At 40.5% G+C, this 20,202-nt stretch carries 19 protein-coding genes; 13 read left to right on the forward strand and 6 right to left on the reverse strand.

The features are described from left to right. The first annotated feature begins 1 nt into the window (after position 1). Positions 2 to 376: a hypothetical protein gene (locus IPM34_08020; protein ID MBK8955486.1), complete on the forward strand. Its 375-nt coding sequence runs from the start codon at positions 2 to 4 to the stop codon at positions 374 to 376. A 2-nt stretch (positions 377 to 378) separates the two neighbouring features. On the opposite strand, the gene IPM34_08025 is transcribed toward IPM34_08020, so the two are convergent. Then, the gene (locus IPM34_08025; protein MBK8955487.1) at positions 379 to 864 is read right to left on the reverse strand and encodes a hypothetical protein; all 486 of its coding nucleotides are present in this window, start codon (positions 862 to 864) and stop codon (positions 379 to 381) included. Positions 865 to 900: 36 nt separating this feature from the next. Here IPM34_08025 and IPM34_08030 point away from each other — a divergent pair, with 36 nt between their 5' ends. Continuing rightward, positions 901 to 1,890, forward strand: coding sequence for an acyl transferase (locus IPM34_08030; GenBank protein MBK8955488.1), 990 nt, complete (start codon positions 901 to 903; stop codon positions 1,888 to 1,890). Here the strand turns inward: IPM34_08030 and IPM34_08035 are convergent. After that, complete coding sequence (locus IPM34_08035) at positions 1,887 to 3,323, reverse strand: N-acetylmuramoyl-L-alanine amidase (GenBank protein ID MBK8955489.1); 1,437 nt, start codon at positions 3,321 to 3,323, stop codon at positions 1,887 to 1,889. The two genes, IPM34_08030 and IPM34_08035, sit on opposite strands and share 4 nt — an antisense overlap. A gap of 131 nt (positions 3,324 to 3,454) precedes the next feature. On the opposite strand from IPM34_08035, the gene IPM34_08040 reads away from it, so the two are divergent. The 9 genes from IPM34_08040 (at position 3,455) to IPM34_08080 (ending at position 12,299) form a co-directional block, all read left to right on the forward strand. Continuing rightward, entirely contained in the window at positions 3,455 to 4,096 is a 642-nt protein-coding gene (locus IPM34_08040) for an ABC transporter permease (protein ID MBK8955490.1), read from the forward strand. Then, on the forward strand, positions 4,097 to 5,191 hold the full coding sequence (gene ccsA, locus IPM34_08045; protein ID MBK8955491.1) for a cytochrome c biogenesis protein CcsA: 1,095 nt from the start codon (positions 4,097 to 4,099) through the stop codon (positions 5,189 to 5,191). A 53-nt stretch (positions 5,192 to 5,244) separates the two neighbouring features. Then, a complete protein-coding gene (locus IPM34_08050; protein ID MBK8955492.1) occupies positions 5,245 to 5,457 on the forward strand; it encodes a CcmD family protein in 213 nt (70 codons plus the stop codon). After that, the gene (locus tag IPM34_08055) at positions 5,447 to 6,871 is read left to right on the forward strand and encodes a Glu/Leu/Phe/Val dehydrogenase (GenBank protein MBK8955493.1); all 1,425 of its coding nucleotides are present in this window, start codon (positions 5,447 to 5,449) and stop codon (positions 6,869 to 6,871) included. The genes IPM34_08050 and IPM34_08055 overlap by 11 nt, the downstream gene beginning before the upstream one ends. Positions 6,872 to 7,344: 473 nt before the next feature. After that, the gene (locus IPM34_08060; GenBank protein MBK8955494.1) at positions 7,345 to 7,830 is read left to right on the forward strand and encodes an Lrp/AsnC family transcriptional regulator; all 486 of its coding nucleotides are present in this window, start codon (positions 7,345 to 7,347) and stop codon (positions 7,828 to 7,830) included. Positions 7,831 to 7,852: 22 nt separating this feature from the next. Next, complete coding sequence (locus IPM34_08065; GenBank protein MBK8955495.1) at positions 7,853 to 8,644, forward strand: TraB/GumN family protein; 792 nt, start codon at positions 7,853 to 7,855, stop codon at positions 8,642 to 8,644. A 32-nt stretch (positions 8,645 to 8,676) separates the two neighbouring features. Next, on the forward strand, positions 8,677 to 11,034 hold the full coding sequence (locus IPM34_08070) for a TonB-dependent receptor (GenBank protein MBK8955496.1): 2,358 nt from the start codon (positions 8,677 to 8,679) through the stop codon (positions 11,032 to 11,034). Next, positions 11,024 to 11,962, forward strand: coding sequence for a DUF4249 family protein (locus tag IPM34_08075; GenBank protein ID MBK8955497.1), 939 nt, complete (start codon positions 11,024 to 11,026; stop codon positions 11,960 to 11,962). Before IPM34_08070 ends, IPM34_08075 begins: the two co-directional genes overlap by 11 nt. A gap of 25 nt (positions 11,963 to 11,987) precedes the next feature. Continuing rightward, positions 11,988 to 12,299 (forward strand): gliding motility protein GldC, encoded by a 312-nt coding sequence (locus IPM34_08080; protein ID MBK8955498.1) that lies wholly within the window; start codon positions 11,988 to 11,990, stop codon positions 12,297 to 12,299. A gap of 7 nt (positions 12,300 to 12,306) precedes the next feature. Here the strand turns inward: IPM34_08080 and fdhD are convergent, their stop codons facing one another. Then, the gene (gene fdhD, locus IPM34_08085; protein ID MBK8955499.1) at positions 12,307 to 13,176 is read right to left on the reverse strand and encodes a formate dehydrogenase accessory sulfurtransferase FdhD; all 870 of its coding nucleotides are present in this window, start codon (positions 13,174 to 13,176) and stop codon (positions 12,307 to 12,309) included. A gap of 218 nt (positions 13,177 to 13,394) precedes the next feature. On the opposite strand from fdhD, the gene IPM34_08090 reads away from it, so the two are divergent. After that, positions 13,395 to 15,146, forward strand: coding sequence for a M28 family peptidase (locus tag IPM34_08090; protein MBK8955500.1), 1,752 nt, complete (start codon positions 13,395 to 13,397; stop codon positions 15,144 to 15,146). A gap of 349 nt (positions 15,147 to 15,495) precedes the next feature. Here the strand turns inward: IPM34_08090 and IPM34_08095 are convergent, their stop codons facing one another. Further along, positions 15,496 to 17,181 (reverse strand): formate--tetrahydrofolate ligase, encoded by a 1,686-nt coding sequence (locus tag IPM34_08095; GenBank protein MBK8955501.1) that lies wholly within the window; start codon positions 17,179 to 17,181, stop codon positions 15,496 to 15,498. 33 nt (positions 17,182 to 17,214) lie between these two features. Between IPM34_08095 and IPM34_08100 the strand changes: the two genes are divergently transcribed. Further along, a complete protein-coding gene (locus IPM34_08100; protein MBK8955502.1) occupies positions 17,215 to 18,330 on the forward strand; it encodes a PD40 domain-containing protein in 1,116 nt (371 codons plus the stop codon). Positions 18,331 to 18,359: 29 nt separating this feature from the next. Here the strand turns inward: IPM34_08100 and IPM34_08105 are convergent, their stop codons facing one another. Beyond that, complete coding sequence (locus IPM34_08105; protein ID MBK8955503.1) at positions 18,360 to 18,707, reverse strand: hypothetical protein; 348 nt, start codon at positions 18,705 to 18,707, stop codon at positions 18,360 to 18,362. A gap of 380 nt (positions 18,708 to 19,087) precedes the next feature. Beyond that, the gene (locus tag IPM34_08110) at positions 19,088 to 20,194 is read right to left on the reverse strand and encodes an endonuclease (protein ID MBK8955504.1); all 1,107 of its coding nucleotides are present in this window, start codon (positions 20,192 to 20,194) and stop codon (positions 19,088 to 19,090) included. Between the last annotated feature and the right edge of the window lie 8 nt (positions 20,195 to 20,202).

Here is a 20,202-nt window from a genome sequence, read left to right on the forward strand (position 1 = left end):
AATGAAAAAAATAAAAATATTTCATCTGACGCATTGCGGAACCTGTAAAAAAATATTAAGTGAGATCGATACGTCGGAATGCACCTTGCAAGATATCAAAGAATCTAAAATAAAAGCTTCTGAATTGGATGCGATGGCTAAAATTACAGGTTCGTATGAATCTTTGTTCAGCAGAAAAGCAATCAAATATCAATCCCTCGGATTGAAAGATCAAAATTTAAAGGAGCATGATTTCAGAAAGTGGATTCTCGAGGATTATACTTTTTTGAAAAGGCCGGTGGTGTGGGGTAAAAAGCAGGTTTATGCGGGCCATACAAAAGAAGCTATAAGTGGAATGAAAAATTTAATCGAAGGCCATACTGCAGGGGATCGTTAAGTTCAGATACAAAACAGGGTTATTTTATCTGTAACTACTTCATTGCTCATGTTACCGGCACGATCGAGAATGTGAATTTTTAATCGAAGGCTATCCTCCGGAAATTGGGGTGGGGAGCTACAGGGCGGTATGCCATTGGGGAATAAACAGCAACTGGTGAATAGTAAGATCTGTATCGTTCCTTTTTGTACGGCACCATTAGAGGGGGGAAGTTCAGGGATCTTGAACTGATCGTACAGAAGATTTGTGCGATTGTCGAATACTTTGATTTCCGATCTGGAATCGTTAACCCCATATCCAAAATCACCATCGCCATCTTCAAAGCGAAATTGCAGCCATACGGAGTCCTGATTTAAGTCTCCCTGTTTCATAGCATGTTTACTCAAGCCGATGATTTCTATCTTTGGCGTTTCATCGCCTTGATTTTCCTGGCTGCAACTGAATGTTAGGGTAAGCAGCACCGTGAAAATATAAGGCCAAAACTTCATCCTAGGGCTTGAATTTAAACAGGAATTATACATGCCATGTCTGTGAGTTTCGAAGATACAATATTTAAAGTAAACGAAAATTCTTTCGAGGAGATTGCATTGAATTTATTCAGGTTTCAGGCACACCACAACCCTGTTTATTCCGAATACTTGGAAAGACTTTCAGTAAAAGTTCAGGATGTAGATCATTCCAGTCAAATTCCATGTTTGCCAGTGGAAGTTTTTAAATACCGGGATATCAAAACAGGCTCCTGGGTGGAAGAAACATTTTTTGAATCCAGCGGGACCTCCCGGCAAGTGCCTTCCAGGCACTATGTAAAATCGCTAACCTGGTATCACAGAGTTTGTAAACATTGTTTTGAATATCATTTTGGTCCAATAGAAAGCTATGTTTTTTTTGCTTTGTTGCCGGGTTATCTGGAGCGCAAACATGCTTCATTGGTCAACATGGTTAAGTCTTTCGTTGATGCATCAGACCAGTCATATGAAAAACAGTTTTTTATTCGTGAATTCCATCAACTTCGGGAAATTTTAAATTCGAATTTCAATGGAAAAAAACCCTTGCTTTTCGGTGTTCGGTTTGCACTCCTCGATTTTGCTGAAGCTTACCCGGGATCTTATAAAGGATTGACTGTTATTGAAACAGGTGGGATGAAAGGTTGGCGTCGAGAAATATCCAATCTGGAGTTTATAGAAAAAATAAAAAACAAAATGACAGGCATCTCGCTGGCTGCTGAATATGGTATGACCGAACTTACAGCTCAGGCTTACGGTCTTGAACCCGAGCGGTTGAAAGCCCCCCCGTTTTTAAAATTTTCGATCACACATCCCACTATTCCCGGAGTGCTGTTAGAGAAGGGGAGCAGAGGATTACTGCGGATCATCGATTTAAGCAATATACATACATGTGCATTCTTGCAAACATCTGATATGGCTTGCATTTCAGATGATGGATCGTTGCAAATTTTAGGCAGAGCTGAAGTTGCCGAACAACGGGGCTGCGCGCTGCTTTACGATCGAAGTTAGTTCATAAATCCCTCAGTGATCCAATCGGCTAGCAGTTGCCTGTTTTTTGGAAACAGAATGCGCTTTCGGTCTTCCGGATTGTGAATGTTGGCCAATTCAATAAAAACAGGTTCCGGATCCGAGTTGCGGACGACATAGAGAGGGCGGGCACTCACCGTGCCATCGTATTCCCGGTTCTTTCGGTAGACCTGGTATTTATCTTCAAAAACTTTTTGGATGTCTATGGCTTTGTTCTTACTGGTCTGACTTTCCGATTGATAATAAAAGAAGACATCCTGCCTGTTGACTTCACTTTGGGCATCAATATGCAGGGATAACATCCATTGTTTTGTATAACCTTTCTTTTTGTATTTCTTATAAAGCTTATTCACTTTCGTGATTCCCTGTTTTAATCGTTTTTTCTGATTAACAGGAATTTTAAGTCCGCCAATGTTGGTTTCATCCTGATCGCATTCGAGGTACATTTCATCTCTGATTCCGTCATTTTCGTCTTCGACGATGATGTAAACGATTGCCCCTTGTTCCATCAGATTTTTAGCTAAACGCAAACTGACATCATAGGCATATTCATCTTCGCAAATGGTATAAGCGCCATCGACATTTTTAGCAATAGCGCCCGGATCAGGCCCTCCATGGCCGGGTACAATATAAAACACCTGATTGCTTAAAGACTCATTTTTAATTTCGACAGATTCATATTTCTTTCCAAACAACGGGACCTTCAAAGTATTCGACGATGCCCTGACGGCACTTCCAACCAAAGATTTTGAATTTGCAGTTAAGCGGACTTCAAGTTCCCTGATTTCACTTAAACTGAGTTTACGATCTGCAACCAGTTTTGATTCTATCGAGGTTTTTCCCATGCCGGCAATTAAAAATTGTTGTTTGCGATCGATTTGTTTTGTTGCAACGGTTTCTTTGATTTTGCCTTTACCTGGAGCATTTTCCAAATTTGTTGATTTCTTTTCACTCGGATTTTTTTGATGAACAACGGTCTGCTCTATTTTACTCCAGCCCTGAAGCATCTGTTTTTTTTCAGGAACATAAATTTTTTTCGCTTTTTGATCAAATCCCGATTTTAATTTTTGTTCGCTTAGAAACTGATTGTAATTCTCCAGTCCTTTAACCAAAATGGCATCTTTCCATCCCATACTGCTTTTGATGCTTTTACCATCGTAATTATGAATGGTAAGGGGTAATTTGTAAGTTTTACCTTTAATAAGTTCAACATTGGGCTTTAACTTGTTAAAACTGTAAAAAAGTTTTAGATTGGAAGGGTCATCCAATAATCTGTATTTTCTCAACAGCGAATAGACGCCATCGCCATCTGCAGCTTTTACGGTGACGTATACAGATTTTGACTTCGGAACAGGATTTGATGATGCCATTCCCGGAAGGAGACAAAGAAGCATATATATGAGGAAGATCCGCATACTAAAATATTTTGGCTTCAAATATATTACGAATATTTATAATTTATAAAACATTGTATAACATTATTTTATAATTTAAAAAAAATCATTATATAAACTACTGATATTCAGTTTAATTTTGTTTGGAAATCATGTTGCAATTAATCAAAAAAGAAGCCCTGGCGGAATGGAGAAATCCTTATCAGATTGGGGGCTTGATGAGTTTTCTGGCTGGAGTCAGTTTTCTGGTTTACTTTTTCTCCGGGCGCACAGATCCCAAAGTTTGGAATTTGCTTTACTGGCTGGTTTTTTTATTTCTTTGTTTTTTCTCCGCCGCGAGGGTTTACGAAGAAGACAATCTGAAATACAGAATTTACAACCATCAGCTCTATCAACCCATGCAGCTGTTCCTGGCTAAAATGGTATACCTGGGCTTTTTGCTGTTTGCTTTAGGCATGGTTCTGCTCTTCGTTTACAATATTCTATTGCCAATACCCGGGGGGGCTGATTGGAAATGGTTGCCGTTGTTGGTCTTGGTAAGTTTTGGATTTGCCTGCCTTACTTGTTTTACCTCATTTATTGCAAGCCATGGACAGTCCAGGCAAATGCTTATGGTGGTGATCACCCTTCCTCTATGCTTCCCTTTGATGGGTACAGCTTTTGCATGTTCAGCCGGGATTTTATCAGGACAAGAATTGCAAATGGTCCTTTCTAAATTATATCCGGTTATTGCTATTGATTTGTTTGCGTTTGCATTCGTGCTATTCCTCTTACCTTTGACCTGGAAAAATTAGATGATGACCCCCAGGCATTTGTGGTGGAAAATATTGGCTGCACTCCTTTTTCTCGTGGTACTCCACCGGGGACTGCTTACCCCCTTGAAACACGGCTTGGTCGATGTGCAGCCTTCCCGGTTTCTTGCTGGTGAAGACATCAGTTTTGATATTTATGCTTATAACAGCAATTACGATCTATGTAAAGATTCCCTACAAGTATATCTGCGACCTGTACCCGGTGAAATACATGGATCTTCTATATTAATGCTCGCAGCAAACAAGGTTGAAGCAATAGATCACGCGAAACTTCGCGCTTTTTTCAAACTTCCAAATTTTAATCCCGATATCGTCGGCGTCAGTTTATTCAGCGTACTCGTAGACAATCCCGTCGATGGAGCTGCAGTGATTCCATCGAAAGTGATCATCCAACAGGATAGCATCAACCTGGAAAGCGGCCTGGCTTCGTGGACCTCGAAGGAAAAACCGGAATTTCATTTTAAAAACAAGTTCCATTTTCCATACAGAAACATACTTGTAGAAACGATACGAAATACGTTTTTTCATGTATCGCTGTGGTTTGCTATGTTCCTGCTTCTGGGCATGTCTGTTTATTTCAGTTTCAAATATTTAAAAGACCCCAATCCGGATCACGACCTCAAAGCATTTGCTCTGATGAGAACGGCACTGCTTTTTGGATTGCTCGGATGCATCACAGGTTCCATTTGGGCCAGATATACCTGGGAAACCTGGTGGATCACCGATATTAAGTTAAATATGGCAGCATTGAGTATGTTGATTTATATCGCTTATCTGGTCCTGCGCGCTTCTCTCGAAGACATGGACAGGAAGCGTAGAATTGCTGCTGCCTACAACATATTTGCACTGATCGCTGTCATTCCTATGATCTTTGTTTTGCCCAGACTGACGGACAGTCTCCATCCGGGTAATGGGGGGAATCCAGCTTTTGGGACCGATGATATGGACAATGCCCTGAGGCTTATATTTTATCCGTCTGTTTTGGCATTTATGTTGTTGGGTTTGTGGTTGGCAAGTTTGTTGTACAGAATAGACCGGATCCATGCAATTATTTCTGAAAAAGAGAATAATTACTGAAATACTTCTCCGTTTGAAAATTATACCCCAATTTCGCCCAGTATTTTCCTAAAATGGTTAATATCTTCCATCAGATCCGCAATTTCCTAAACACCAATGCACCTGGATTTTTTATCTTAGGTTCTGCCGATTTTATGAGGCAAACCGGTAAAATTCATGTCGTATATGCTGTTTTGACGGTTATTTTCCTCGGTATCGTTGTTTTTTTACTCTTTCTTGAAAAACGTTTAAAAAATTTAGAAAATAAAACAGACCATGAGCAATAATAAAGTTCAATCCTTTTTAGCCAGTGTCAACCAGAATTTTGATAAAGCGGCATCCTTTACAAAAATACCCAAAGGCATCCTCGAGCAAATAAAGGTCTGCAATGCCGTTTACGAAATGAAATTTCCGGTTCGCATTGGAGACAATATTGAAGTAATCAATGCTTTCCGGGCTCAGCACAGCCATCACAGGCTTCCGACCAAAGGAGGTATCCGATACAACGAACACGTCGATAAACAAGAAGTGGAAGCACTTGCAGCGCTAATGACCTACAAATGTGCAATTGTCGATGTTCCTTTTGGGGGTGCTAAAGGTGGAGTTAAAATCAATCCGAAATTATATACAGAAGATCAACTCGAAAAAATCACGAGGAGGTATACCACTGAGCTTATCCGTAAAAATTTTATTGGCCCGGGCCTTGATGTTCCAGCTCCAGATTACGGAACGGGCTCTCGTGAAATGGCTTGGATCTACGACACATTTTTAACGTTCAGAGGTGGAGATATAGATGCTGCCGGCTGCGTAACGGGCAAACCGATCAACCAGAATGGGATCCGTGGTAGAACAGAAGCTACAGGAAGAGGTGTCTATTATGGATTGCGCGAGATGTGCGATACAGAAGATGCTATGCATAAAATTGGTCTCACCAAAGGGCTTGCGGGTAAAAAAGTAGTGATCCAGGGTCTGGGAAATGTAGGCTCATATACCGGGTCTATCATGCAGGAAGAGGGGGATGTTAAAATCATCGCAGTAAGCGAATACGAAGGCGCTATTTACAATGAAAATGGCATCAATTTTTCTGAATTATTAAAATTCAGAGATGAAAACAACGGAAGTATTGTTGGTTTTCCGGGATCAAAAACGCTGAATAGCAGGGAAGAAGCCCTCGAGCTGGAATGTGATATCCTTATTCCGGCAGCATTGGAAAATCAAATTACCTTCGAAAATGCAAACAACATTAAAGCAAAAATAATAGGTGAAGCGGCTAATGGTCCGGTCACTTCAGTAGCAGAAGAAATTCTACTAAAAAAAGGAATATTCATTGTTCCGGATATGTATCTCAACGCAGGGGGTGTAACCGTTTCTTATTTTGAATGGCTGAAGAACCTTTCCCACATGCGCTTTGGCCGGATGGAAAAACGATTTGATTCAAACACTTATTCAAACTTTGTGGGCCTCATCGAAAAACTTACATCCAAAACGATAGGTGAAAAAGAAAGGCAATTCCTTACACGTGGAGCAGACGAAATCGATTTGGTGCGTTCGGGACTTGAAGAAACGATGGTGACCTCTTTTCAGCAAATTTGGGAGACCTACAAGCAAAATTCCAATATCGACGGATTGAGAAGTGCGGCTTTTGTCGCGGCACTGGAAAAAATCTCCAACGACTACGCAAGTCTGGGTATATTTCCATAGCCAGTATTTGTTCCAGTATCCTCCAGGCCTACATGCCTGCATGCCTCCAGGCCTACAAGCCTACAAGCCTACAAGCCTACAAGCCTACAAGCCTTCATGCCTCCATGCCTCCATGCCTCCATGCCTATATGCCTATATGCCTATATGCCTATATGCCTATATGCCTACATGCCTACATGCCTACAAGCCTCCAGGCCTCCGTGCCTACATGCCTACATGCCTCCAGGCCTCCGTGCCTACATGCCTACATGCCTACATGCCTACATGCCTATATGCCTACATGCCTACATGCCTACAAGCCTCCAAGCCTCCAAGCCTCCAGGCCTCCGTGCCTCCAAGCCTCCGTGCCTAATCCCCAGGAGAGTTCAATTAAACAACCAGTCGCGGGCCTTTTTTAGTTAATATGGCATTTTTCAAAATAATATTCTAATTTTGCCGTTATTTACTGCTAATTACAAATTATTATTTTATTTATGGCTGATAAACTGGACAAAGTAGACATTCGCATTCTCAATTTTTTACAAGAGAATAGCAAAATAACCAATCTTGAATTGAGCAGGAAAATTGGTTTGTCTCCTGCTCCAACATTAGAAAGAGTGAAAAAGCTCGAACAATTGGAGATCATCGAGAGCTATCATGCTAAAATAAACCCCAACAAGGTCAATTTATCAATAAGCACTTTTGTGCTAATCAATCTGGCCTGGCATATTCCCGGAGCAATGGATAGCTTTGTTGCAAAAATTAAAGAGATCGATGAAATCACAGATTGTTATGTGATCACGGGCGATGCCGACATTTTAATGAGGGTCGTTTGCAAGGATATTCAGGCTTATGAGAATTTATTGTTCAGAAAATTATCCCAGATCAAAGAAGTTGAGCGCTTGAAGACTTTGATGACCTTGTCCATTGTCAAGTCTTCCAATAAATTGCCAATCCGCCTGGAAGATATAGATTCCTGATTATTCAGACGCTCGTCAAGGAATGGCATTGAGTAATGGATTATTGTGGTCCATCCAACAACCGGAAAGTAAACCATCCTATTTATTAGGAACGATTCACATGAATAGTGTTTTTTTTGAAAGGCATTTCATGCTTTTTAAAAAAATTTTATCAGAATGCCACACATTTGCAGCTGAGGTAAATCTTGACCAATTGCAGGGTATTCCAATGGCAGAATTATTCAGAATGAATGATCTGCCAAGCTGGTTTCAACTTCTTAGGGAAAACCAAAGAGTAAAACTCGAAAAACGTGCTTTGCAGTATTTTAATATTCATATTCAGGACTATCAGTCCTATCATCCCATTTTATTGATTCATTTGCTGACATTGCAAATGATTGAGATTCAAAATGCAAAAAGCTTCGATCAGTCGCTTTGGGAGCTTGCTGATGATTTGGGTCTTGAAAAAACAGGTTTAGAATCGATCGAACAACATTTTGATGCCATGCATTCATACCCGGTGCCACAACAAATCAAAATGTTAAAAAAGTTGATTGCGAATCCTGTAAAAGCCCGTACCCGGTTGAAACAAATGGTGAAGCATTATAATCAACAGGATATAAAATACCTGTATCAGGAAAGCAAACGAATGTTAGGCAGCCATCGAAAGTCTATGTTGTACGACCGCAACGCCATCATGGTTCAAAAAATTCTTAATGAAATGCAAACCAAAAGCTGCTTTTTTAGTTGTGGAGCAGCACATTTATATGGATCTTTTGGTGTCCTCCGGTTGCTTAAAAATAAGTCCTGTTTATTAAAACCGATTCCATTGTAATTTGTTTTCCTTTTTTTACAAATTCGGTACCCATGAACGCCCTCAAAATAGCAAGCTTGGTTTTCTTTTTCTGTTGGGATGCATCTGCACAGCAATTTCATACGCTGAGTGGTTATGTAAAAGAGCAGGAATCCGGAGAAACCATGATTGGAGTAAACATATTTTTAGCCGATCAGCCTCATATCGGTACAGTAAGTAATTTGTACGGATTTTATTCGCTTACATTGCCCAAAGGCACTCATACATTGGTTTTCTCTTATTTGGGTTATCTGCCTTTTCCATTAAAAATTGAACTCGACAGCAACATCCATCAAGACATTTTAATGTCCCCAGGAATTCAGATGAAGGAAGTTGTTGTGTCGGCTGAAGATCCGCGGAAAAATGTGGAGAACACCGAAATGGGTACGATCGATCTCGACATGGAAACTGTCAAAAAGTTGCCGGCTTTGTTCGGAGAAGTTGATCTTTTGAAATCATTGCAATTGTTGCCTGGAATATCATCTGCATCTGAAGGCACTGCAGGAATTTATGTGAGAGGTGGCGGACCGGATCAAAATCTCGTTTTGCTGGACGAAGCCATCGTTTACAACACGGGTCACCTTTTTGGATTTTTCAGCGTATTTAATTCAGATGCGATAAAAAATACAACCCTCATCAAAGGAACCATTCCTGCACAATATGGAGGTAGAATTTCATCGGTAATTGATGTACAGATGAAAGAAGGCAATTCAGAAGATTTTGTAGCTGAAGGAGGGATAGGGTTGATTGCCAGCAGACTCACGGTCCAGGGACCTCTTGCTTCCGGTAAAAGTAGTTTTATCGTGTCTGGAAGAAGAACCTACGCACTGGATCTCGCTCAACCGTTTATCAATAAGACAAAATTCGAAGGCACTAATTATTATTTCTACGATCTGAATGCAAAAGTCAATTATAAATTGGGAGATCGCGATCGGGTATATCTCAGCGGTTACTTTGGAAGAGATGTTTTTAAATTCAGAAATGTGGAGCGCGATTTCGGGATCTCTCTCCCTTATGGAAATTCTACGGGAACCATACGATGGAATCATTTATGGTCTGACCAATTCTTTTCCAATGTCTCTTTGATCACAAACAATTACGATTTTAATTTGTACGGCGGACAGGAGAGTTTCCAATTTGATATTAAATCGGGTGTTCGCAATTTTACGTTAAAGACGGACGCAGATTATTATCCAAATCCACAGCATCAATGGAAATTTGGATCCAGGTATACTTACCATAAACTGAGTCCGAATGTTGTTACAGCAACCAGTGGCGATGTAAACTTTGAAACTGAATTTGAACCAAAATACGGACACGAAATTGAGCTTTATGTTCAGGATGAATGGAGCATCCACAGCCATCTGAAGTTTAATTTAGGACTCAGATTATCTTCATTCTTGCATGTGGGTCCATACAATTCAATAATTCAACAAAAAGAATTTAATAGCAATGAATTGGTGAAAACCTATTTCAATCCGGAACCCAGGATCATAGCCAACTGGATACTGAATCAAAGCAGTTCCATAAAAACCGGATTTACGCTTTCCAACCAATATATACATCTGGTCAGCAACTCTGGCAGCACCTTGCCGGCTGATGTCTGGGTGCCTAGCACGGAATTGATCAAACCACAACAAGGAGCTCAGGTTGCCATAGGGTACTTTAAAAATTTCGACGACAATTCTTTCGAAACATCGGTAGAACTGTATTACCGGAGAATGAACAATCAACTGGATTACCGGGAAAGTTATGTTGAAAATTTCAGCTCCGATGTCGAAAATGAATTCATATCCGGCAAGGGAAGGGCCTATGGATTAGAACTTTTCTTAAAAGAGAACAAAGGCAGTTTTACAGGATGGATCGGTTATACTTTTTCGAAAACTGAACGGTGGTTTGATGCCATCGAAAATGGAAGGATCTATCCGGCTGTATACGACAGGCCTCATGATTTGTCGCTTGTGCTGAACTACAATTTATCGAGAAACTGGAATGTTTCAGCAAGTTTTATTTATGCAAGCGGGAAGACATTTACCCCTATCAAGAGTTTGTTTATCATTGAAGGACGGCCAAACATAGAATACGGACCAAGAAACAGTCAGCGCTTGGACGATTATCATCGAATGGATTTGTCGTTTGTTTATGAAAACAAAACAAAGAAAAATAAATCATTTCATTCGAGTTGGGCATTCAGTATTTATAATGTGTACAATAATAAAAATTCATTTTTTACATACACCGATTTCAATTCAGACATTCTTACCGGCAATGCATCAGTGAAATCATATGAAGTTACCATTTTTACCATTATTCCGTCTGTGACCTGGAATTTTTATTGGAACCTTTCTAAAAAGAAATCAAATGATGAATAAATTTAACCGCATCCTAACATACGTTAGTGTCGTTTTATTTGCGGCATGTGAAACAGAATATTTTCCCTCCACAGATATATATGAAAAGCAGTTAACAGTCGAGTCTTATCTTGAATTGAGCAATGAAACAGTACCGCCGTTCTGCATCCTGACATCCTCTATTCCTTATACCTCAGGCCTGGATACTGGTGTGATCAATAATATCTACGTAAGAGGCGCACAGGTTTCAGTTGAATACAACAACCAAAAAGTGATCTTACAGGAATTCTGCCTCAGTCAGCTTCAGGAGCCTTTCCGGTCTGAGTTGATCAGGCAATTTGGTTTTGATCCCGATAGTGTTCAGACTGATTTTTGCGCTTATCTGGATATCGCAAGGGAAATAGTGTTGCAGCCTGGAGATTTTTATACTTTGGAAATTGTATTCAATGGCGATACAACGCGGTCCATCGCTCAAATGCCGCTATACAACAATATTGATAGTTTCTGGTTTGAAAAGCCTCCCGGGAGAAATAACAACGATACCTTTGCACAGCTGTATTGCATTATTTCCGATAATCCTTTAGTTGCTGATTACTACCGCTATTATACTGCGGGTCAAGGTGAGCGGCTGATACCCGATCTGAATTCTGTGACCGACGATGTTTTTTTTGATGGCAAGTCCTTTGAATTTTCATTGTTTAAAGCCAGAGGCCTGGATGAAGAATTTGATGATAATACAGGATTGTTCCGCAGAGGAGATACCATCCGTGTCAAATGGTGCAATATCCCCAAAGAACATTTTCAATTCTGGAATTCTCTGGAAGCTTCGCGGACAAGGCAAGGTCCATTTTCTTCTTATGTCAGGATAGAGGGAAATATTCCAGGTGCCTTAGGTATCTTTGGCACACAACATTGCAGAACTTATACTTTAATTGTACCAAAAGAGTAGTATGGATGCTTATAAAATAATACAAATGAGAGTTCGACTGGATGAGGGTCAAATACCAGCTTCCATAGAGTGGAGAGCAGACGAAAACCAGGAAAACTGGATAAAAGCTAAAGCCTTTTTGTTGTCGATTTTCGAAGAAGATTCCAGAAATACGATGAAACTCGATTTATGGACTTCAGATTTCCAAATGGGGGAAATGGATCGATTTATGTTTTATACCTTGAGGTCATTATGTGAAACGTATTTAAGAGCTACGAATAATGTAGACTTGGCAAATGATTTCAATTCGTTTATCGAACATTTTGGAAAGCAAACTGAATTGTTGCAAAAGTCTTAGTTAGCGTTTAAATCTTTATTTTCGAAAATTCAGACACTCTTTGAGGATGGGTGTAAATATTGGCTTGATCTGATTTTAGAAATCCAATCAATGTCATTCCATAAGCATTTGCTGTTTCGATGGCCAGGCTGGAAGGTGCACCGATGGACGCGATGACCGGACAACCAATCATACAGGCTTTATATATCAACTCAAAACTGGCCCTGCCACTTAAAACGATGATGTGATCACCGAGGGGTATTCTGTTATTCTTTAGCAACATTCCACACAATTTATCCATGGCATTATGTCTCCCGACATCTTCAGCCCACAGCTCTAAATGTCCGCTGGAATCAAATAAAGCACAGCAGTGGATACCGCCCGTTTGGTTGAAGGAAGCTTGAACTTGCCTGAGCTTTTCGGGCAACGCGTAAAGCGTTTGAATAGGAATTACGGCTTGTTCATTCCGGAGTAAATACACACACTGGTTCATCAATAAATCAATAGAGGCTTTACCGCAAATTCCGCAACTGGAATTGCTGTATCCCGTCCGACTCATGTGTTCGGTATGGGGTAAAATTCCTTTTTTAATATGGATGACAATGGTCTGTTGTTCGATGCATTCTCCGTGGCAATCAAATCTGAATTCCAGTTGACTTACATCTTCGATGGGGTGTTGAAGTATGCCTTCATTGTGTAAATATCCCAGTACCAATTCTTCATCCTGGCCTGGTGTGCGCATGGTAATGCTCAGGGTATTTACTACTTGCTTCTCGTGTTTATAATATTTAAGTACCATTTCCAGAGGTTCTTCTACGCTAACCACATCATCAACGATTTGATGCGTTTCTTTTGATTTAAGGATTTTAATGTGTTTAAGATGAGGTTCGTGGTTCATTGTTCCCATTAAATTGGAATTCCAGGTACGATTGATTGCTTTGACGATTCAAATATAATCTTATATGTGGTATGATAGTATTGGCTTGGGGGGAGGATTTAGAACCGCGGCATCCCTAATATGGAAGGATCAGGGCACTATTTTGATTTCTGTTAATTTTCTCCGATGATTGTGAAGACTGCGTTTAAAAAATTACCTTCGAACTAAAATAAAAACAAATGAAAGCTCAATTCATCTTTTTAGTATGGGCATTATTGCTGAATTCTGGTGCTGCCGCACAAACTAACTTTAGCCTTTCAGACCCATCATTGAAAAATCTGCTTACCGGAAATTTTCGGAGCGATTCATTTGACAACAGAACGATACTTCCAAATGCAGAATTACCAGCCAATTTGGTCAATTTAATTTCAGTCGATTCTTTAAAAAAGCACCTGGAGGCCATTGTTTCTTTTCAAAACAGAAATACGATAAATGACGATGTCGTGTTTCCTGAAAAAGGAATTCGCGCAGCAAGAAATTATTTAATAAGTCGATTGAATGCCTGGAATTCTGAACCCGGATCATCGCTCATTCCTGGAGAATTCTCATTTGACTATACGATGTGCCAAAGATTAAGGCATACACAAGCATTTGCAGTGATTCCTGGCACAGGCGATAAAAGGAATGAATTGGTCATCGTTGAAGCGCATTTGGATAGTCGCTGTGAAGTGCTTTGTGATACTGCCTGCCTTGCTGAAGGTGCAGACGACAATGCAAGTGGATGCGCTTTGCTGTTGGAAATGGCAAGAGTTATGAAATCAATCAAACTAAACAGGACCTTGGTTTTGATCTGGACGACAGGTGAAGAACAAGGATTGGGAGGGGCCCGTGCTTTCGCGACTTTTTGCAAAGAGAACAACATCGTCATCAAAGCTGTATTCAACAATGATATAGTAGGCGGCATAGAATGCGGGATGACTTCTTCTCCTCCCGGCTGTCCGGGTCCGGCCCTCGTCGATAGTTTGAGATTGCGCATTTTTTCAGCAGGGATCACTAACAGTATGCCTAAAAATCTGGCCAGACTAACAAGGTTATTGGTTGAAAGGAATCTGGCACCAGTTTACCCTCAGGCGCCAGTTATTGATGTCATGTATGGCGAAGACAGAACCGGACGCGGAGGCGATCATATACCTTTTCGCGAACAAGGTTTTACTTCCATCCGATTTACTTCATCTTATGAAAACGGAGATGGCAATCCCAGTCAGCCCGGATATGAAGACCGGCAACACAGCACTCGCGATATCCTGGGAATGGATACAAATGGCGATGGTAAATTGGATAGTTTTTTTGTAAATTTTAATTATTTGCGCAACAACACCCTGGTCAATGCATTGTCTGTTTCCAATGCCGCAAGTAATGAGCTTAGTCCTTTCAATCTGTCTCTTACAGCCAAGCCATTTACCCTAATTGCTGAAATAACGAATCCTCAAAATGCAAAGCAGTTTGTTTTCGGTCTGCGCAGGATCAATAGTGTTTATTTTGATACAATCTTTATTTCTGACCAGCCTCAGGTGGAAATAACAGGCCTCATTCCTACGCAATATTATGTTGCGGCAGCGGGTATCGATGATCAGAATTGGTTGAGTATGTTCGGACAAGAATACAACATTCGCATACCAAATAATACCTCGGGAAGCGAAGAGAAAAACGAAGCAGTTGAATTGTGGCAAAACAAACCCAATCCATTTGATGAATTGACCATGATCCCTATACAGGTCAACAATCTTGCTGTGATCAAATCAGCTTATTTGAGCATTCACAACGAAGAAGGAAAATTAATTAGAAACATCCCTCTGGAATTACAGCATGGAATGAATGAGGTGATGTATGATTTTGGCTGGCATGAATACGAATGTGGAACCTATATGTATACACTCTACATCAATGGGAAAAAAGTGGATTCAAGAAAAATGCTTTTACTGAATTATTAATTCTTGAACCGGAAATTTCGAAACTTCGAAAAGTTCATTTTCATAAAAACCAATTCCATTTATTTCCCGCTCCTGCCCGACTGATATTTTGTTTTAAAATAATGGAAAACTTGTTCGGTCAGGCGGGGATTTCGCAGATTTACGCAGATCTTTATATTTAACTTATAATAAAAAGTCAAAAAGTCAAAAAGTCAAAAAGTCAAAAAGTCAAAAAGTCAAAAAGTCAAAAAGTCGAAATCCCGAAAAGTCGAAAAGCCTTCCCAATAAAATTATATAGTTTTTTTACAAAATGAATAATCACGAACATTTTATCGGGATGTCGAAATTTCGAAACTTCGAAAGGCCGCTCTTAAAACAACCCGCTGATCACCCCATGCTCATCGATGTCAATTTTTTCTGCGGAAGGTTCGTCCGGTAAACCAGGCATACGCATCATTTCTCCGGTGATCGGTATGATAAATCCAGCGCCTGCCGCGATTTCAATTTGTCTCACCGTTAGTGTGAATTGTTTTGGTCTTCCAATGAGATCCGGGTTGTCAGAAAGTGATTTTTGCGTTTTTGCAATGCAAACCGGAAGTTGTGTTAAATTTAAACTTTCTATTTTTTTAAGATCAGCCTTTGCTTCTACTGAATACTCAACTTTGGAAGCCCCATAAATTTTTCTTGCAATGGCATCAATTTTTTCAATGGGTTGCCAGTTGTTGTCGTAACAGGGTATAAACGGACTGGTCCATGTATCTGCGAGTGCTGCTACTTTTTCTGCAAGTTCCAAGGCTCCATCGCCACCTTTTGCCCATACTTCTGAATAAACGGCTTCAACTCCGAATTTTTCACACGAAGCTTTGATCGTTTGCAATTCTTCGTCAGTATCCGCAGTGAAACGGTTGATGGCAACAATGGCGGGTAATCCAAATTGTTTGGCATTTTCAAGATGTTTTTCCAGATTTTCACAGCCTTTGCCAACAGCCGCTGCATCTGGGTCAGACAATTTTTTTAAAGACTTTCCTCCATGATACTTCAGAGCTCTCACTGTAGCTACAAGGACCACGGCATTCGGGGATATTCCTGCTGTCCGGCATTTGATATCGAGGAATTTTTCTGCTCCGAGATCAAATCCAAAACCGGCTTCAGTCACTACATAATCAGATAATGACATTCCCATTTTTGTGGCGACTATGGTGTTGGTGCCTTGAGCAATATTTGCAAAAGGTCCACCATGGATAATGGCTGGATTTCCCTCAATGGTCTGCACGAGATTGGGTTTGATCGCGTCTTTCAACAAAGCGGCCATGGCTCCTTCAGCTTTGAGATCGCGTGCGTAAATCGGTCTTCTGTCCCAGGTGAAGCCCACAAAAATGTTTCCCATGCGTGTTTTTAAATCCCTGAGATCCTTAGCCAGACACAGTATGGCCATGATTTCAGAAGCGGCTGTGATATCAAATCCTGTTTCTCTGGGAATTCCATTACCGGTTCCACCAAGTCCGATCGTTATTTTTCGCAACGAACGATCGTTCATGTCCATAACCCTTTTCCAGGAAATAGTCCTTGGATCCAGACCTAATCCGTATTTTTTATTTTGAAGATTGTTGTCGATGAGTGCCGCCAGCAAGTTATGTGCTTTTTCAACCGCTGCAAAATCCCCGGTAAAATGTAGATTAATGTCCTCCATGGGCAATACCTGAGACCATCCTCCACCGGTAGCGCCGCCCTTCATGCCGAAAACCGGTCCGAGAGAGGGTTCCCTCAGAACCACTGTCGTTTTTTTACCGATTTTATTGAGGCCTTCCGACAATCCGATGGATGTAGTGGTCTTGCCTTCTCCTGCAGGGGTAGGAGAAATGGCTGAAACCAGGATCAGCTTGCACTTTTTAAGTTTTTGCTCATCGATGAGCTCCAGGGGAAGTTTAGCCTTGTATCTGCCATACAACTGCAGTTGATCTTCATTTAAATTCAGCTTTTCAGCTATTTTTGCGACCGGAGTCAGCTTTACCGACTGGGCAATTTCGATATCAGAGGGTACTTTCGCTTGATTCATGGGCTAATATTCAAAAATATGTATATATCAAAAATGACACCAATTGTGTTTGGAGCCTTAATTTTCTTTTTAGGCTGTAAAGCAAAAGAAGAGCAAAAACCCGAAGTACCGGTCTCCCATGCAGGCACAAATATCGATAGTGCGGCCGGAGTGGTCCATTATCCCGAAGAAATTCACCTCAAAAATGTTAAACAGCTGACCTTCGGAGGAAACAATGCCGAAGCTTATTGGAGCTCTGATGGGCAAATGTTGGTTTTTCAATCCGATAATCCGAAATGGGGTGTTTCCTGCGATCAGATCTTTGTTTTTAATCCATTCACTGAAGATCTTTCTAAAAATCCTCCGAAAAGAATCTCACTGAGAGATGGACGGACCACTTGTGCTTACTTTTTGCCTGGAGATTCTTTAATCATATTTGCTTCGACACATTCGGATACGATTGGTTGTCCACACGTTCCACCGCGCAAACAAGGGGGAAAATACGTCTGGCCGATTTATAAATCCTACGACATTTATGCCGCCGATCTTCGCGGTAATTTGAGAATCCAGTACACCAATTCCGAAGGTTATGATGCAGAACCAACCGTGTCTCCGAAAGGAGATAAAATTGTTTATACGGCCCTCAGACAAGGAGATTTGAATCTATGGACCATGGATGTCACGGGAAAAAATAAGAAGCAGGTAACCTTCCTTCCCGGGTATGACGGAGGCGCATTTTTTTCGCCCGATGGAAATTCATTGGTTTTCAGAGCTTCAAGGCCGCCTACTTCAGAAAAGCGAATGGAATACTATAAATTGTTGGCGGAAGGATTGGTTGAACCTACCGAAATGGAAATCTTTACCTGTAATGTCGATGGGACCAATCTTAAACAGATCACCCAATTAGGTAAAGCCAACTGGGCGCCATTTTATCATCCTTCAGGTAAAAAGATTGTATTTTCTTCAAACCACGCCAGTGAAAGGGGCTATCAATTTAATTTGTTTATGATCAATACGGATGGCACAGGTCTGGAGAAAATTACTTTTGATAAGACTTTTGATTCTTTCCCCATGTTTTCACCCGACGGCAAAAAAATTGTATGGTCATCCAACAGAAATAATGGAGGAACGCACGATACCAATTTGTTTATGGCAGATTGGGTAGATTGATATTCTATTATTTTGGGTTTAGTTGAGCTTTAGTTGAGGTGATCGATCTCAAACAGCATGCCTTTCTTAGCGTCGTAACTGGCAACACCAGATTGGAGGTATAATTCTTTTTTATAGGGAAATTGACGGGCGTCGATGATGTAAACTTTACAACCAATGGCTTTTTGTAATTCTTCATTGCGTTCCTTCCAGCAAAAGGCAAGCTCCTCCGTGGTTTCGTTGTAATCTTTCTTCCATTTGTTGGTAAACATGACTTCGAGGTAAATCACGCCGTTTCTGAAATTGACCAGCCTGCTGCACAATCCGTAATTGATCCTATAAACGACATCCGATTTTAACAGATGTTTTCTATTGATTTCTTTGATATTAATTGCCATGATAGGGCATGCACATAAATTATGCCACATTTGGAAAAGGGAGCAAAAAATCATACCAATAATATTAAAAATGCTTGAATAACAGCTATATACAATTTATAAAATATTATAATATGTAAATTTGAATTTATTGTTATCTTCATGGTGATGGGCTCGCTTTAGACTCTTCACCTCACCCCAGGCCCCCTGCTTGGTCGGCAGACAGGCTCTCCCTGACCAAGAAGGGGAATCCCTAAAATAGAATAAATCAAAAACCGAAATCGCTCCCTTCTCCACGCCATCCCGATACATTCGAATCGGGAGAGAAGGGCTGGGTATGAGGTAGATATTTTACAACATCGATTAGTATAACCGACTGTTCATTAAAATCCAATCTTGAATTAATATTTCAGCACTCTTGCTTTGTTTAAAAGTCTTCCTTCAGCTGAGATTGTCAAAGTGTAAAATCCGGACGGAATTTCTTGCAGATTTAATTCAAATTTAGATGTACCGGATGCGTTGAATCGTTTCTTGAGTCTTAAAATTCCGTGCATGTCAAAAAGTTGTACCTCTTGATCTCTGATGAAAACATTCGTTTCTACGAACAACTGTTCGTTGCAGGGATTGGGATGAACCCTAAAAGGTGTGGCATGTTGATTTTCTGTTTGCGTGATCGCATGGCATTCAGGAAGGGTAGGACAGTAACACCTTCTCGCCAGGCTGCAATCCAATACAAATGGATTGGGTTTCTGATCCTGATATTTTGCAATGAGAAAAGTTCTGTGATATTCAATAGAATCGACCGGATCCTTCAAATGCCAGGAGCATAAAGTTGATTTCATGTTTTCAAAAAATGCTGCGTCGGCCTGCAATTCATACATATTGAAAAAGTAAAAAATAGCCCGCGCAACATTCCCTTTATGATCTTCGCGTGGTTCAAACAGTCCGCTGATGGATTCACTGTATTCGTCTTTGTCTTTTGTTGGGATAAAATTCTGCGATTGTGATTTGTAAAACCATTTGCTGGTTTTGTTGTCGTCAATTTCACCAAATGGATAATTACTTCTTGCTTCGTTAACAGCAGCTCTTGCCGGATACAAATGATGCATATCGGATTTTGCATTTCCATTCTCTGCGCCCTTGCTTTGCGGGAAACTATGTTCGCAGTTGATGCCGTTGTCGTTTCCATTTTTTGATAAATAACCAATCGGATCCGAATAATTGGGATCGAGGTAAAGACTGTGCCTCGTATAAACACAATCCACGCTGTCCGTTCTGTTGTATATTTCCTTGTACATCTTCACGCGCGCTGCGCTGTAATCCAATACATTGACAGGTTTATATGCCATCACAAGTTTTTGGATCAGGAAATATCCGCTGTCTGTTGGAAATATTTTTTGCTGCTGATACTGGCATGCGGGCATGGAGCATTCAAAGAAATAAAGCACAATCGAAATAGCCAGGGTTTTCTTTAGTAAAAACATTTGGTAAATATCGCAATTTTGCATGGAAATTG

Source organism: Saprospiraceae bacterium (assembly GCA_016716185.1).
GTDB lineage: Bacteria > Bacteroidota > Bacteroidia > Chitinophagales > Saprospiraceae > Vicinibacter.